The organism is Clostridium sp. KLE 1755 (genome assembly GCF_000466465.2).
GTDB lineage: Bacteria > Bacillota > Clostridia > Lachnospirales > Lachnospiraceae > Eisenbergiella > Eisenbergiella porci.
The window spans coordinates 65,696-79,716 of sequence record NZ_KE992738.1 but is presented as its reverse complement, the minus strand read 5'-3'; the positions used below and the strand labels follow the sequence as shown (position 1 = coordinate 79,716).

Here is a 14,021-nt window from a genome sequence, read left to right as displayed (position 1 = left end):
AGAACCTGATTTAAAACTTATAAAAGGAGAATCAATATGGCACTATTCAACAAAAAGAAAAACGAACCGCCCCCTAAAGAAATGAAACAATATATCACCGGCGCCGGCGGGACTATTGTCAGCAAATCAATTCTGGAAGGCACCTCAAAGCTGAAATGGTTATTCCGGGAAAACAGCGAATACGGCAACGGCTGGGTTGCCCTGGGCGACACGGATACCCAGGAATATGTTGATAATCCCGACAATATGACGATTGTGGATTTTAACACCCTCGCCAATATTGAACCGGCGGTTGTAAATGTTTTTTATATGCCCGTGGGAAGTGACTTGGAGCTATGCTCCGACCCGTCGGGAAACTACTTCTTTGATACACGGGACGGAAAAGAAATCCGGGAGCCGGTGAAGCACCCGGTACAGCTGGCATTTGAAAAAAACCTGAAGTTCTTAAATCAGGACAATTATCCTTCCGAATTTTTTCAGGGCCTGTTTCAGACCGGCGGCCAGCTGGAAACTTTTATCCCGGGGAACGCCGATTTTCCCACCGGAGAAGTTGTACTGGCCGATCCGCTTGCTTATCTCGGCGGCGAATATGCGACTTATCTGGACAGAAAGGTTCCTACCGGGAGCTATCCGCTGGAACTGGCTGTCTTACATTCTGAACTGGCCGGTTTGCGGATTGCCGCGGCAAGGCTTATTGTCAGTGACAGTCCGGCCGTCCGATATGAAATCGCCATGCCAAAGGGTAAGAAACCGGAGGAATTGGGACAACCGGGCGTATGGACGCTTTTCGGTGTGGATACAGGCCTTGCATGCTGTACCGACGTAAAAATCGGGGAAGAATACCGGGATTTTTTTGCACAGTGGCACAAGGAAAATCCGGGGAAAAACAGGTACGACGACTATTTTGCGGCGCTTTTTGAAGAAAGCCGCCGAAAATTTCCCCATGTACAAAATCAGGGCGGCAGCTTCCTTAACTGGCAGCTGCCCCGGACAGGGCACCATGTCATCATGTTCGCAAGCGGTATGGGCGACGGCATTTACAGCGCTTACTGGGGGCTTGATTCCGATGGTGAAGTGACCGAACTGATCATGCCGTTTATGAATCCTGAATTCTTTTAACCGATTAGAATACCCGTACAGACAAAGACCGTGGCATGCGGGAAACTGTTAAACATATAGCTTCCCAATGTAACAGCAAAAAAGAGCCGGTGTGAAAGGTCATAACTCTTCCTTTCTCCCAGCTCTTTTTATAAATTACAGGCCAAGGTTCTACAGTCCGGTTTACAAACGGATTTCGATCTCTGTATCCGCTATCCGGATTAATCAGCATCCATCATTCCCCTGCTGTCACCCGACACTCCATTCATACCGCCCGGAAGGCACCCCATCAATTCTGATATACCCATCCCCCGTTTTTACAAAATCATGGAATTCCTCTCCGTCCAGGAAACAGCCTTTTCCCTCTTCAAAGGGCACAAAGACCTCCGCTTTTGCTCCCACAGGAATCACAGTTACCATCAAAACCTGCCCGTCCCGTCTGCTGCATTCCACTTTAACCTTTCCGCGCACGGTGAATACCGACCCCTTCACCCGGCTGATTTCCTCATTCAGCCACGGCCGGATCCTCACTCTGCCATACCCTGGATCAACAGACGTAATTCCCAGCACAAATCGGCACAGCCATTCCTTCACATGTCCCATCATCGCATGGTTCCGGGAGCGTCCCAGCCCGTTCCACAGCTCCGTATAATTCCAGAACTCCGGCAGTGTGGTCAGTCCCTGATCCACATGATGCCTGTAGCTGGGCGCTGTAGGGTTCATGACCATACGGTACACCGTATTATTTTCCCCACGGGAGGCCAGTGCATGAAACACCTGCTTTAATCCCACCTCGCCGGAGGATAAATGATCGCCCCGCGCCGTTACCGCAGCCATAAGCCCGCGCAGCGCGGCCTCCTCCTTCTCCTGCGGCACAATACCGGAAAACAATGCACAGCCAAAGCTTGCCTGGCTGCCGTTTCCATAGCTTTCCTCCTCCGGCCGCCAGCACTCCCCATCCTCGTAAAATCCGCTCCGTATCCGCTCCGCCAGGTTCCGGTAACGCTCCTGCAGTTTCGTCTCCTCCAGAATCCCGGCTATCCGGGAAAGCGTCACCGCCTGCAGATAAAAAGCGCAGGTTGCCACCAGCGTAGTGGGCGTCTCCTCATTCAGCTGTCCCCACTCTCCCATATGGGCATACCCCTTCAGCACGCCGTTCACGGACTGCCGTTCCAGATGATCCACATATCCCCTCATCATGCCGAAATTCTTCCGCAGAATTCCCTCGTCGCCATATTCCATATAGTAATACCAGGGTGTCATCACGCAGGCCCCGCCCCAGTTGGGATCCTTAAAAAGACGTCCAATCCTGAAATACTCAGGCGCTATCCCCGGCACAAAGCCCGCCTCCTCCGTCTCCCTGTTGTCAAAACGTTCAAACGCAAAGCCCGGATAGCTTTCCGGATCGTTTTTCATGGGTGCTTCCCCAAGCAGCTCCTCCGTTACCTGCGCATCCTGCATATCATCCATGATTTTCGGAATCCAGCTGCGGATATCATATCCCGCCGCCATGGAAGAAAACATCAGCTGCGTTGTTTCCAGCCACCCCAGTTTTTCGATCTGGGGACAATCCGTAAAGCTGCACATCATGTTGCTCTCAATGGAACGGTCCGTCATCCGGTTCACCGCATTCAGTATCTCCTGATCCGTTTCAAAATCCGAATGCTTTTCATTCATCAGCCTGACCGCACAGCCCTCAAAATTTTCCACGGTGGGAATGCCCGGGAAGCCCGCCACCTCCACATACTGAAAACCATGATAGCAAAAATGCGGATGCCACTGCTCGCTTCCGGTTCCGGCCACAACATAGCTGTCCATCACCCTGCACTGATACAACGTATCGCAGCTCTGGGTACAGGAGGCCTGATCCACGCCGCTGCCGTCCGCCTTCAGCACCTCCCCCGGATACAGCTCAATTTTCTGCCCCGCAAAGGGCCGGGTATTCTCCAGCCTCAGGCAGACAAAACCCGCGCTGTTTTTCCCCATATCCACCAGCCAGTTTCCGCCTGGAAGCCTGACAACACTCGCGGCAGTCCATCTTTCCCAGATACGTATGGGCAGGAATTCCCTTGCCGCCAGCTTTCCCTTGGGCGGTTCCATGACTGCCGCATTCCCCCAGCCCTTAAGCTCTGCCTCCGGCGTATCCCAGCCCTTCATCTGAAGCGCCTTCACCCCATCATAATCCTCTCCGCCGTACCAGTTCTGAAAGGTCACAGGACTTTCCCCTGTTTTCCAGGCTTCGCTGCTGGCCGCCGCTATTACCACAGCTCCATCCTCCATGGTCAGCTCCACCTGGGCAAGCAGCTTCTTGTTCCCGCAGATGCCGTCCTTGAGAAAAATCGTGTCATCCTTCTGGTAACGATGCTTTTCCGACAGGGTTCCATCCCCTTTTTTCATCACAGGATCCACGGCAAAATTCACATACTGCCCATTTCCCAGAACCACGCCCACCGCATTCTCCCCCTCTTGCAGAAAAGGGAGGATATCATAAGTAACATAATATACCCTGCGGTTAAACTCACTCTCCCCCGGCTCAAACAGGTTTTCGGAAAGCGGCTTTCCATTGACGCCCGCTGTAAAAAGCCCCAGGCCGCTGATATAGAGCCTCGCCTTTTTTACCCGTTCCCGGGCCTTTACCGTAAAACGGCCCACAATGGCCGGCGCCGCCGACTTATCTCCGGTAAAATCATCCCCCTGGCCAATCCAGGCCGCTTTCCAGTCCTTCTCCTCAAGCAGCCCCATTTCAAAAGAGGCGGGTCCGCTCCACGGCGAAACGTTCCCTTTTTCATCCCACACCCTTGCCTTCCAGAAAACCTCCTGCCTGGACGCAAGCGGCGCGCCTTCATAGGGAATGGCATAATTTCTTTCTTCCTGCATTTTTCCGCTGTCCCACAGATCGGCCCGTCCTTTCTCCAGAAGCTCCGGCGAGGATGCGGCAAGTATCTGACAGGCAGTCTGCCTGCTGCCCCTTTCCTCCGACTGCAGGGTATAGCAAAAGCAGGGTTTTGTACATCCCAGGCCAATGGGATTATCTAAATTCTGTGTTAAAAGTCTGGTAAGCTTCATTATAAAATCCTTCTCCCGGTATGTAATCTATTTCAGCTGCCTTTGCGCCGTTTCCGTAACTGCTTCGTACCTTCACAGTTACCTTTTTCCTCCGTTCCCGGCGCTTTCCCACGAAACAATAGCTGCGGGCGGCAGCACTCAGCCCTTCACGGATCCCACCGTCATGCCCTTTACAAAATACTTCTGGGCAAACGGATAAATCAGCATAATGGGAATCAGCGCAATAAAAATCTGCGCGCAGCGGATGGTCCTGTCATCCACCAGCGAAAGCTCCCTGATCTGCTCCATGCTCAAAAGGCTCATATCCCGCTGTACCACCACCGTATACAGAAAGGAAGCCAGCGGATAGCTTTCCGGAAAATTGGAAAAAATCAATCCATCAAAGTAGCTGTTCCAATGGGTAATAAAACAGAACAGGGTCAGCGTCGCAATGGACGGCTTGGCACAGGGCACATAAATCCGGAAACAGGTCTGGAACTGGTTTGCACCGTCAATCAGGGCAGCCTCCTCCAGCTCGTGGGGAATACCCCGGAAAAAATTCAGCATGAGCACGATGTTGTAAACCGGCACCGCCATAGGCAGGATCAACGCCCAGATGGTATCCATCAGGTGCAGGTTCTGTATCAGCAGATAACCCGGGATCAGCCCGCCGGAAAACAGCATGGTGAAAAAGAAAATCCAGGAATAAAAGCTTCTCAGCCTCAGCTGCGTGCGTTCCTTGGACAGCGGATAGGCTACCAGAATGGTAATCAGCATGGAAAAAGGCACGCCGATACATACCCTTTCCACGGATTTCAGCAGAGAATTCCAGAAATCCCGCTTTCCGATAACATAGCCGTAGGCATAGGTATTAAACTCCACCGGCCAGAGGGAAACCCTTCCCGCAGATACCGCCGTTGCGCTGGAAAAGGACATGGCCAGTATATTCAGCAGCGGAAACAGGCACAGGACGGATAACAGAATCAGAACCGTATAATTGATAATTTGAAAGACAATACGTCCCTTTGTCATTTTTTTCACTGTGATTCCCTCCCCTAAAAAATCCGGTAATCCGCAAACCTGTAGGCCAGCCAGTAGGAAACCGAAATAAACATCGTGGAAATGATCGATTTAAACAGCCCCACGGCGGTCGCCGGCCCGTACTGCGCGTCTATCAGGCCCAGACGGTATACAAAGGTATCCAGGATATCTCCTGATTCATACACGGCCTTGCTGTACAGGTTAAAAATCTGGTCGAAGCCCGCATTCAGCACATTCCCCAGGCTGAGCACCATCATCAGCACAATGATCATGCGCATTCCCGGAAGCGTCACATGCCACACCTGCTTCCAGCGGTTGGCCCCGTCGATCTGCGCCGCCTCATACAGGTCTGTATCGATTCCCAATATGGCCGCCAGATAAACAATTGCTCCATAGCCGAAATTTTTCCAGATATCCGTCACGATCAGCGTAGGCTTGAAATAACGGTTATCCCCCAGGAAGAAAATACTCTTTCCTCCCAGCGCCGTAATGATCTGATTGATGATTCCGCTGCTGGGGGAAAGCATATCCAGGAAAATACCGCCCAGTACCACCCATGATAAAAAGTAGGGCAGATACACCACAGTCTGCACAGTTCTTTTGAAGCCATTTCTGTTAACTTCATTTAACATCAGGGCAAAAACAATCGGCACCGCCAGGCCCAGTATGATTTTCCAGAAGGCGATAACGATCGTATTTTTCAAAGCCTGGTTAAAGCCGGGAAGGCTGAACACATAGCTGAAGTTTCCCAGCCCCACCCACTGCTGATCCCCGAACATCCCCTTGCTGGGTATGAATTTCTGGAATGCAATGACTAGCCCCGCCATTGGCGTATAGCTGAACACAGCCACCAGAATCAATCCCGGCAGCAGCATCAGATGCAGCGGCAGTTCTCTTTTAAATATGGCAAATGTATATTTATTTTTTACCTTTTTCTTTCCTGAAGCCATACTGCTCCTCTCCTTACCTCCTGACATGCACGTAACCGGCACAAACAGCCCGCCTGTAACGTCTGGAACATTTGAGGCAGCATATTCTGCTGCCCCGGATGTTCTGAAATAAGTCTGCATTTTTCCTATTCCGACTTAAATCTTATGTAAAAACTGTTTCTGAAAACCACATTTTTATTTGCTGGAAGCGTACCACTCATTTACTTCATCAGTCATATCCTGTCCGCCTGCCGCGCTCCACTGCTCCACAACGGAATCAAAGGAATCCAGCGGCTCCTGTCCGGCAATAATTTTGATAAATACCTGATCCAGCATATCATCCAGCGTGGTTTTCTTTGTGGTCATAACCTCGCCGGGGGCGCCGAAGAACTGATCATATACCAATTCCACGTTGCTGTCGTTCTGATAGTTCATCAGCAGCTGCTGGGAACCGTCCGCACCGAATACCCTGTTCCAGCCCCACAGCTGGGTATCGCCGTTCTGTGCCTTGTAGCTGTACTCCCACATACTGTACTGCTCGCCGGTCAAATCCCCGGGTTCCCCTGTTTTCAGAGGCTCTTCAATCGCCTTGGCTGTTACCTGGTTCTTGTTCGGGCTGTTGATGGTTACCGGAGTCAGTCTCCACACGCCTTCCAGGCCGTCGCCGGGATTTGCATATACCGCATATTCATTCAGCTCCGGATCAAGCACCTTTTCACAATACAGGTTCAGCATCTGCACCAGCGCTTCCGGATGCGCACAATCCTTGCTCACCGCATACCAGCTTGCCGTACACATATGGATGCCGGGCCTGATTTTGTCTCCCGCATTTTTCACAGGCAGCTTATAAGGACGCCAGTCTGCTTCGGGAGCCGCATCCACCACATCCTGCAAAGGCCACAGAGAACCGGCATGATAACCGTACATTGCCCCGCATTTTCCGTTTACAAGCGCTTCCTTGGTCTTATCATTGTCATTTACATAAAATTCCGGATCAATCAGCCCCTCCTGGAACAGCTCCGCCAGGCTTCCCAGCGCTTCCTTCATTTCAGGGGTCGTGCTGCCGTAAACCAGCTTGCCGCTTCCGTCGTCGATCCAGTATTTGGGATATGCGCCGTAGGCATTGCACCAGCCTTTAATGTCAAAGTTGTTGCCGTAAATATCGTTGCTGACAGCCAGCCCAACGCCGCCGCTTCCGGCATGCTCCTTAAAGGTTTTTAAAATTTCCCTTAATTCATCCAGCGTTTCCGGCGCCTTCAGTCCCAGCTCGTCCATCCAGTCCTGACGCAGCCAGAGCATCTGCGCTGTTTCAATATCACAGTCCACATAAGGAATTCCGTACTGCACGCCGTCGTAGGTACATGCCTGAATCGCCGCATCCCCGCCGGCTGCAATCAGCTCCTTCACGAAATCACTGGCATATTCATCAAAATAAGGCTTCATATCCACTACCAGACCCGCTTCTACAAGCTGCTTCAAATCGGTCTTATTCACACACACGATATCCGGGATCGTCCCCGCCGCCATAGCCGCATTGAACTTCTGCGTCTGAAGCTCCGCGCTGGAAGCGATCCACAGGTATTTCACATCATATCCCAGCTTTTCCGCGATCAAATCCGTCCACAGATTATCCTCGTAGGTTGCGCCTTCCATCCTGGCAAAAATATCTGTTTCCATCAGGGAGTCCTGCGCCCTGCTGAAAGTAACGGGAATCAGTTCACCGTTTCCCTCCTCCGCCGCTGCTGCGCTTCCCTCCGTCCCCTTCGTTTCGGCCGGCGCCGAAGCCGCGGTATCCGCACTTCCGCTTCCGCAGCCTGTCAATAATGACAATGATAATACTGCCGCCAAAACTATTGCTGACAATTTTTTAGCCATTTCCATTCCCTCCTTGATAATTTCACAATACAATCCCCTTTTATTTGGATCCGTTTTGTATGTTTTGTGTGGTTTTATTATATATTTAGAATCTTACTTTATCACTCTACACAAAACTTGTTTTATATGACCTTTTTGGGCTATTCCATTTCAGGCATACTCTCTTGGCCAAGCCCCGTCAGTACAGAAAAAAAGCCGGTACAATCCAATGATCGTACTGGCTCCTTTGTTTGAATTTATTACAGTATATGATATTTTTCCAGACGTTTATTTCGACTTCCCCGCATAAGAACTGCCGTTTTCTCGCCTGCTGCTGTTTTCCCCTGCCTGCCATTTCTTTTCCCTGCCTGCCGTTTTTTTCTCCGCCTGCCGTTTCTTTTCTCCGCTTGCCGTTTCTTCTCTCCGCTTGCCGTTTCTTTTCTCCGCCAGCCGTTTCTTTTTTCCGCCTGCCGTTTCTTCTCTCAAATCAAAATCTCTTCCCCATTTTTCCGGAACTCCAGAGGCGTCTGCCCGAAATGCTCCTTAAAGCTGCGGTAAAAATTATTCATATTGCTGTACCCGGTTTCCTCCATAATTCTCTCCATACTCAGGTTGGTATTCCGCAGCAGCTCCACCGCCCTTCTCAGCCGCAGATCCCGCAGCAGATACCGGTAGGTATAGCCGCTTTCCCTGACGATATACCGTTTTAATTCACTCTCACTCATACCGAACTGCCTTGTCAGCTCCTCCAGCGTAATACTCTTCAGGTTCTGCCTGATCGCCTGGATGATAGCGGGAAGCACATAAACCTCGTCCGTCAGCTCTTCCTTCAGCTGCAGCTGCGGCAGATGCTCCCTCATAACGATACCCAGGAAAATCATGGCATAGCTTTTCATCAGAAGGTTGCTTGCCGCCTGCTGCCGCGCTGACTCATCAAACATCCTCTCCACCCACCGGTCCAGCTTCGGATCATTACTGCAGCCGAACATCAATACCCGGTTGCTGTGCTTCGTATAAAGGATTTTCCAGAAAAAATCAGCCAGGATATTCTGTTCCATCAAGATCCCCGAAAACGCATTGGCAAAGGAACTGATGCGCATGAGGATATTGATGATCACATCCTCATCGTGCCTGGAAAACACCGTATGCCGGATTCCCGGCGTAATTATGCAGAAATTCCCCGATAAAAGCTCATATTTCACATTATCCAGATACACGGTCACGCTTCCGCTCCACACATAAATAATCTTGATGAACTCCAGCTTATGAAGAAACGGCGGACAATACCTGAGGTTATTAAAGCAGACAACCTCCTTGAAATTCTCCGTAAAAAAATCATCCTCCGTCAATACGCTGCCCATCATGGAAGGCGCTTCGTTCGGAATATCGTTTATTCCGGCCTTATGACACCGCCTCACCAGCCCGGCCCAGTCCTCCACCGGTTCCTCCCAGACCTCAGGGCACCTTGCATACAGGCTTTTATATAACTGCTCCTCTTCTCCCAGACCTTCACTCAGCCGCAAACCGTTCCCCCCTGTTTTATGTATACATGAATTCCGCCTGCCGTTTTTTCTTCCTGTAAACAAGAGGCGTCATCCCATAGGCTGCTTTAAAATTTCTGAAAAAAATACTCTGATCCGTATACCCGATCAGCGCAACAATCTTCTCTATATTGCATTCCGTCTTTATCAGCAGCTCCGCCGCCCTTTTCATCTTCATTTCCTGCAGGAGATGGCTGAAGGTAAATCCCGTTTCCCTGCGGAAATACCGGCTCAGATACCCCTCGCTCACATAAAAATTCTCCGCCAGGGAAGAAAGAGACACCTCGTCAATATGCTCCTTCATGTACAGCAGATACTGTGCCAGGGGATATTCCCTGTGCTTTTCCTTTTTTCTGAGCCATACCACGTCCTTTTCCTTCCATCTGAGAATATAGGCAAATATAGCCATCATCATGCTCTTCATGACCAGGCCGCTTTTCACCGGCTGCAGCAGCGCCTCTTCGTAGAGATCCATCACGCTCTCCTCCAGCAGCATATCCGGCCTGCTGTTAAAAAGCAGCACCTCCACGCCCGGCTTATGATAAAGCATCTTCCAGAAAAAATCCGCAATCACGCCGCCGTCATTGGATTCCAGCAGCTCCCAGAAGGACTCCGCAAAGGTACTCCTGCGAATCAGCAGATTCAGCACAATATCCTCATCCGCACAGGAAAAAACGGTCTGCTCCACCCCCGGCGCCACAATACAGGCATTTCCCTCCGTCATGGATATCCGCCTGCCGTCAATATAAAAAAAGCAGCTTCCCCGGAACACATAAATAATTTTGATAAACTCCAGCTCATGCAGAAAAGCCGGGCAGTAGCGGGCGTTTACAATCACGCTCACCTCTCCCCAGTCCTCCTGCGGAAAATACTCCTCCTCCGAAAAAACAGGCGCAATCGGCGTGGGCGGCACCGGAGGGAGCTTTGTCTTTCCCTCCCCCTCCAGCTCATTATAACGCCCGCAGAACTCTTCCCAGCTCCTGACCGGCACCGCAAAAGCCGCCGGATTTCGAAAGTACAGCTCCCGATATGTATCATGCACATCCAATGGCGTCAATATCTGTAAAAAGGCCTCTCTGTCCATCGTTTTTCCTTTATTGAAACACTGCGGCAAACATCCGCAGATAATCCTCTATTTCTTTCTTCAGAGCCTCTGTTTCCAAACCGCCACGGCCGCTGAACTCCTCCGTCAGGCCGTTCAGCGTATACTCCACACATCTCATCACCATTTCCGGTTTTGCCTTCGGTACAAACCTGTCAAAATCGGCCTGTCCTATGTATTTATTCAGGCTTTCCTGATATTTTTCCCGGATTTCCCGGACGGCCTCCGCCGCCTCCGCACAGTCTTCCTTCTGCACTGTATCCAGAAAACGCCTCATGTAGGGATACATTTTCATCACCCGCATCCGCGCAGTCTCCATTTTCCCCGCCAGCACAAAGAAATCCGTATCCACAGCCTTAATTTCCCTGGAAAACTCCAACAGCATAAATCTCGTGCTGTAATCATATAAAAACATATACAGCCCCAGCTTACTTCCAAAATAATGGAACAGCAGCCCTTTGCTGATAGCCGCCTCCCTCACCATATCATCTGTACTGGCATGCCTGTAGCCATTTAACGCAAACATCTTCAAGGAAGCATTAATTATCCTGTCCTGTTTCTCTTTTTTCACATCAAAGAACTTATCGTTCATAGTCCTGCCTCCTCTTTGGTATACCCCTGCAATACTAATTGTTATCGCCCGCCAGGAACCGGCCCAATACTCTCCTGAAATAGTAAACACGGCGCATTAGCAACCAACTGTCCATAGAACCCTCCGGCACCTTGCCTCCAACAGCTTCTATCGTCTCCATCAGCCAGTCCGCATCCGCTAAGACCATAAAAAAGTCCTTAAGCCGCTCTACTGTCTCATAGTTCCGCAGTATATCTTTTCCCGTTCCATACATTTCCCACTGCTTTAAATATGTATTCTTTATTTTTTCCTGCATTTCCTGCGAAAGCTGTCTGCGTGTCACATGCAAAAAATGTACCACATCATAGAACGGATGGCCATACATCCCCATCCCCCAGTCATAAAGAAAACAAAACCCATTTACTACCCGGATATTCCCAGGCCGCAAATCACCATGACATAGAGTATCCGGTACCTTACACTTTGCCAACAGGGATAAAAGCCTTTTCACTTCCCGTATCATTTGTCCGGTTTTCGCCGCATCTACCGCATTGGACTGTTCATTCAAAAATGCAAAAATGTCGGATACCTCTGACGGGAAGTTATCAATTCTCTTCATAATCCCTTCAGCAGTGTAATTATGTAATAATGGTATTTTGGAGGAAAATGCATCCTGTTTCTCTGTAAATCTCTGCTGCATGTCAGCCCATTGTTCTACTACCTGCTCCAGAAAAACCATATCCGTTTCCACAGATAAATCATGCCCTCCCATAGCTTTTGCCAAAAAGGCATTTCCATCCGGATATACCGCTGTAATTTCCGGCAGGCCATAGGTAGAATTAACAAGAAATTTTTCTATATGCACAGCATCATTAAGATATGTTTTGCCGGGAATCTTCAAATAGAAGATTTCCTCACCTGCCTGGAATCGGAAAATCGTTGAAACATAAGTATTTTTTATCTGTTCTATTTTACCGTATGTCAATTGAGTGTCACTGCCTGCAGCCTTCAATGCCCAATTCAGATAAGGCTGAAATCCGTCCTTATTTACCCAGGAAACTGTTTTGCTGCAATTATAGTTTTTCATCACAGCTTTCAGCAGGACTGTTAAGCTGTTCCCCACAATAAATTTATCTAAACTGCCGCTGTCCATCCAGATAAACTCTTTTCCCACATTACCTTCGCCATACAGCTCAAATACAGCGGCACAATAATCCTTATAAAAGCAAATATAACGCCGGTATACAAGCAGACCGCAGTTTTCCCAAAACCACCTGTTTTCTTCCTGTGGTGAACCAAAGCCAAAGCCCTCATCAACCTCGGCCCCATTCGTCGGAACAGAATATCCCGATGGGTTCCTGCACAGCAGAATCTGCCCCTGCTTATCAAACAGCACAAGCAACATCTTCATATCGCGATTCTCCAATCATATTTTTCTGCCTGCAGATTTATGCCATCTATGATTCTGCCGCCAATCACATAACGCCATTATACCATATCCTTCACCCTTTTACCCCGTTTTTCCCTTCGTTTGCCACCCATTTTTCAGCAAAGAATAACAGCAGGGCATAATCCATCCCGGCAGCCCCCTTATTGGCCGCGAAGTCACGACCTACCACCTCATTACATAACAGCGCCCGCTCCTCTTCCTTGTCCAGCGTAATAAAAGAAGATACGATATCGACAGCCTTTTTTTCCACTTCGCCCTCCTTTGTTTCCTCAAGTCCTGTCCCCAAAATGCCAATCCTGTGCAGCAGGGCGCAGACAGCCAGTGAATTACGCTTTGCTTCCAATGTGTCCTCATTATCATGCAGAAGAAGATAGGCCATGTCCTCCATGATTCCCAGAACATACAAGCTCTGCGCTGCCAGGCTTCCGTCCACCGGAGAGCTTTGGCTGTCACAGTCCGGCTCATCATAATAGCCGTTTTCCGCCATCCATTCCAGAAGCTTTTCCATCCCCTCTCTCCCTGAAGACAGCAGCAGCTTTTCCACACGTTTCCTGTATTCCATTTTATTTCCTCCAATCCCAAAAAGGTAACCTTTATATGTCATTTAGTATACACGTCATCTTACATCAATACACCCTGAAAAAACATATTTTTTCTTTTTTGGGATATCTTATAGCTTCTCCGTATCCACACCCCTGAAATCCCTGAAAAATAAACATTTTAAACCAGGAAATCCCTGTTCTTTCGGTTATCCTACCCATAATATTCCGGGCATTTATACAGGACTCATGTCTCATACACCTATGTCCCGCAGCATCCCGCAGTATACAGCACTATTCTTGTATAACCAACCTACATCTACAAGCTTTCAGTTCCCCGAGGCCGGAATATATGTACAGGCTTTTTAATGCCCTGAAATGTGATGCCAATTACCTGCATCAGGATGAACTGAACGCTGTGGATTACTGTCCCGAAAGGCTGAGATATGAGGAAATGAAGCATATAGGGAAGTACCGCCTTCTCGATAAATACGGTAAAGACATGGTGGATACGGTATTAGATAAGGAGTTGATGCGCTGTAAGGATACCAGCGGAAGCTGAGGTTTTTTAGTGATACATTAATTTTTAATATATTTACCCGGGCAGCCGGAGGACGTGCTCCCACCCGTTCCAGGTCTTGTGGAAAGGGGTGGTAATTATATCTACATATGAAGAATTGCAGTTAATCACATCTGTGGCTTTACTAATTGTTGCAATACTGACTTATGTACATAAAAAATAGCCGTCCTGCCCTGGAAAGCTGACGGCTATTTTTGCTGATGTTCGCCGGGACGGATGAAGTGCACTCACCTTCCGGCTGTCTTGCTAAGTATATTATAAGTTAAACCGT

General features: G+C 49.4%; 12 protein-coding genes. 2 read left to right on the top strand and 10 right to left on the bottom strand.

Annotation, left to right across the window (positions count from 1 at the left end; all coding sequences use genetic code 11):
- Positions 1 to 36: 36 nt before the first annotated feature.
- Positions 37 to 1,119: an immunity protein Imm33 domain-containing protein gene (locus tag HMPREF1548_RS19530; protein WP_021638219.1), complete on the top strand. Its 1,083-nt coding sequence runs from the start codon at positions 37 to 39 to the stop codon at positions 1,117 to 1,119.
- 228 nt (positions 1,120 to 1,347) lie between these two features.
- On the opposite strand, the gene HMPREF1548_RS19525 is transcribed toward HMPREF1548_RS19530, so the two are convergent.
- The 10 genes from HMPREF1548_RS19525 to HMPREF1548_RS19480 all read right to left on the bottom strand — a co-directional run bounded on the left by HMPREF1548_RS19525 (position 1,348) and on the right by HMPREF1548_RS19480 (position 13,193).
- Entirely contained in the window at positions 1,348 to 4,164 is a 2,817-nt protein-coding gene (locus HMPREF1548_RS19525; protein WP_021638217.1) for an alpha-L-rhamnosidase, read from the bottom strand.
- Between the two features lie 138 nt (positions 4,165 to 4,302).
- Entirely contained in the window at positions 4,303 to 5,175 is an 873-nt protein-coding gene (locus tag HMPREF1548_RS19520) for a carbohydrate ABC transporter permease (RefSeq protein WP_021638216.1), read from the bottom strand.
- 23 nt (positions 5,176 to 5,198) lie between these two features.
- Positions 5,199 to 6,134, bottom strand: coding sequence for an ABC transporter permease (locus HMPREF1548_RS19515; RefSeq protein ID WP_025488813.1), 936 nt, complete (start codon positions 6,132 to 6,134; stop codon positions 5,199 to 5,201).
- A 174-nt stretch (positions 6,135 to 6,308) separates the two neighbouring features.
- On the bottom strand, positions 6,309 to 7,988 hold the full coding sequence (locus HMPREF1548_RS19510) for an extracellular solute-binding protein (protein ID WP_035323002.1): 1,680 nt from the start codon (positions 7,986 to 7,988) through the stop codon (positions 6,309 to 6,311).
- A gap of 267 nt (positions 7,989 to 8,255) precedes the next feature.
- Entirely contained in the window at positions 8,256 to 8,453 is a 198-nt protein-coding gene (locus tag HMPREF1548_RS19505) for a hypothetical protein (RefSeq protein ID WP_021638213.1), read from the bottom strand.
- Positions 8,450 to 9,490 (bottom strand): AraC family transcriptional regulator, encoded by a 1,041-nt coding sequence (locus HMPREF1548_RS19500; protein ID WP_021638212.1) that lies wholly within the window; start codon positions 9,488 to 9,490, stop codon positions 8,450 to 8,452. The genes HMPREF1548_RS19505 and HMPREF1548_RS19500 overlap by 4 nt, the downstream gene beginning before the upstream one ends.
- Before the next feature lie 16 nt (positions 9,491 to 9,506).
- Entirely contained in the window at positions 9,507 to 10,592 is a 1,086-nt protein-coding gene (locus HMPREF1548_RS19495; protein WP_021638211.1) for an AraC family transcriptional regulator, read from the bottom strand.
- Between the two features lie 10 nt (positions 10,593 to 10,602).
- On the bottom strand, positions 10,603 to 11,202 hold the full coding sequence (locus HMPREF1548_RS19490) for a TetR/AcrR family transcriptional regulator (RefSeq protein ID WP_021638210.1): 600 nt from the start codon (positions 11,200 to 11,202) through the stop codon (positions 10,603 to 10,605).
- Positions 11,203 to 11,236: 34 nt separating this feature from the next.
- Positions 11,237 to 12,592, bottom strand: a complete 1,356-nt coding sequence (locus HMPREF1548_RS19485; protein WP_021638209.1) for an aminoglycoside phosphotransferase family protein — start codon at positions 12,590 to 12,592, stop codon at positions 11,237 to 11,239.
- Between the two features lie 91 nt (positions 12,593 to 12,683).
- On the bottom strand, positions 12,684 to 13,193 hold the full coding sequence (locus HMPREF1548_RS19480) for a hypothetical protein (protein ID WP_051358438.1): 510 nt from the start codon (positions 13,191 to 13,193) through the stop codon (positions 12,684 to 12,686).
- A 329-nt stretch (positions 13,194 to 13,522) separates the two neighbouring features.
- Here HMPREF1548_RS19480 and HMPREF1548_RS19475 point away from each other — a divergent pair, with 329 nt between their 5' ends.
- Positions 13,523 to 13,732 carry a hypothetical protein gene (locus tag HMPREF1548_RS19475; RefSeq protein WP_021638206.1) on the top strand — a complete coding sequence of 70 codons (210 nt, stop codon included), beginning with the start codon at positions 13,523 to 13,525 and terminating at the stop codon, positions 13,730 to 13,732.
- Positions 13,733 to 14,021 lie beyond the last annotated feature (289 nt).

Coding starts and splice junctions, on each gene's coding strand:
- HMPREF1548_RS19530 (WP_021638219.1), top strand. CDS start 37: ATGGCACTATTCAACAAAAAGAAAAACGAACCGCCCCCTAAAGAAATG.
- HMPREF1548_RS19525 (WP_021638217.1), bottom strand. CDS start 4,164: ATGAAGCTTACCAGACTTTTAACACAGAATTTAGATAATCCCATTGGC.
- HMPREF1548_RS19520 (WP_021638216.1), bottom strand. CDS start 5,175: ATGACAAAGGGACGTATTGTCTTTCAAATTATCAATTATACGGTTCTG.
- HMPREF1548_RS19515 (WP_025488813.1), bottom strand. CDS start 6,134: ATGGCTTCAGGAAAGAAAAAGGTAAAAAATAAATATACATTTGCCATA.
- HMPREF1548_RS19510 (WP_035323002.1), bottom strand. CDS start 7,988: ATGGCTAAAAAATTGTCAGCAATAGTTTTGGCGGCAGTATTATCATTG.
- HMPREF1548_RS19495 (WP_021638211.1), bottom strand. CDS start 10,592: ATGGACAGAGAGGCCTTTTTACAGATATTGACGCCATTGGATGTGCAT.
- HMPREF1548_RS19490 (WP_021638210.1), bottom strand. CDS start 11,202: ATGAACGATAAGTTCTTTGATGTGAAAAAAGAGAAACAGGACAGGATA.
- HMPREF1548_RS19485 (WP_021638209.1), bottom strand. CDS start 12,592: ATGAAGATGTTGCTTGTGCTGTTTGATAAGCAGGGGCAGATTCTGCTG.
- HMPREF1548_RS19480 (WP_051358438.1), bottom strand. CDS start 13,193: ATGGAATACAGGAAACGTGTGGAAAAGCTGCTGCTGTCTTCAGGGAGA.
- HMPREF1548_RS19475 (WP_021638206.1), top strand. CDS start 13,523: ATGTACAGGCTTTTTAATGCCCTGAAATGTGATGCCAATTACCTGCAT.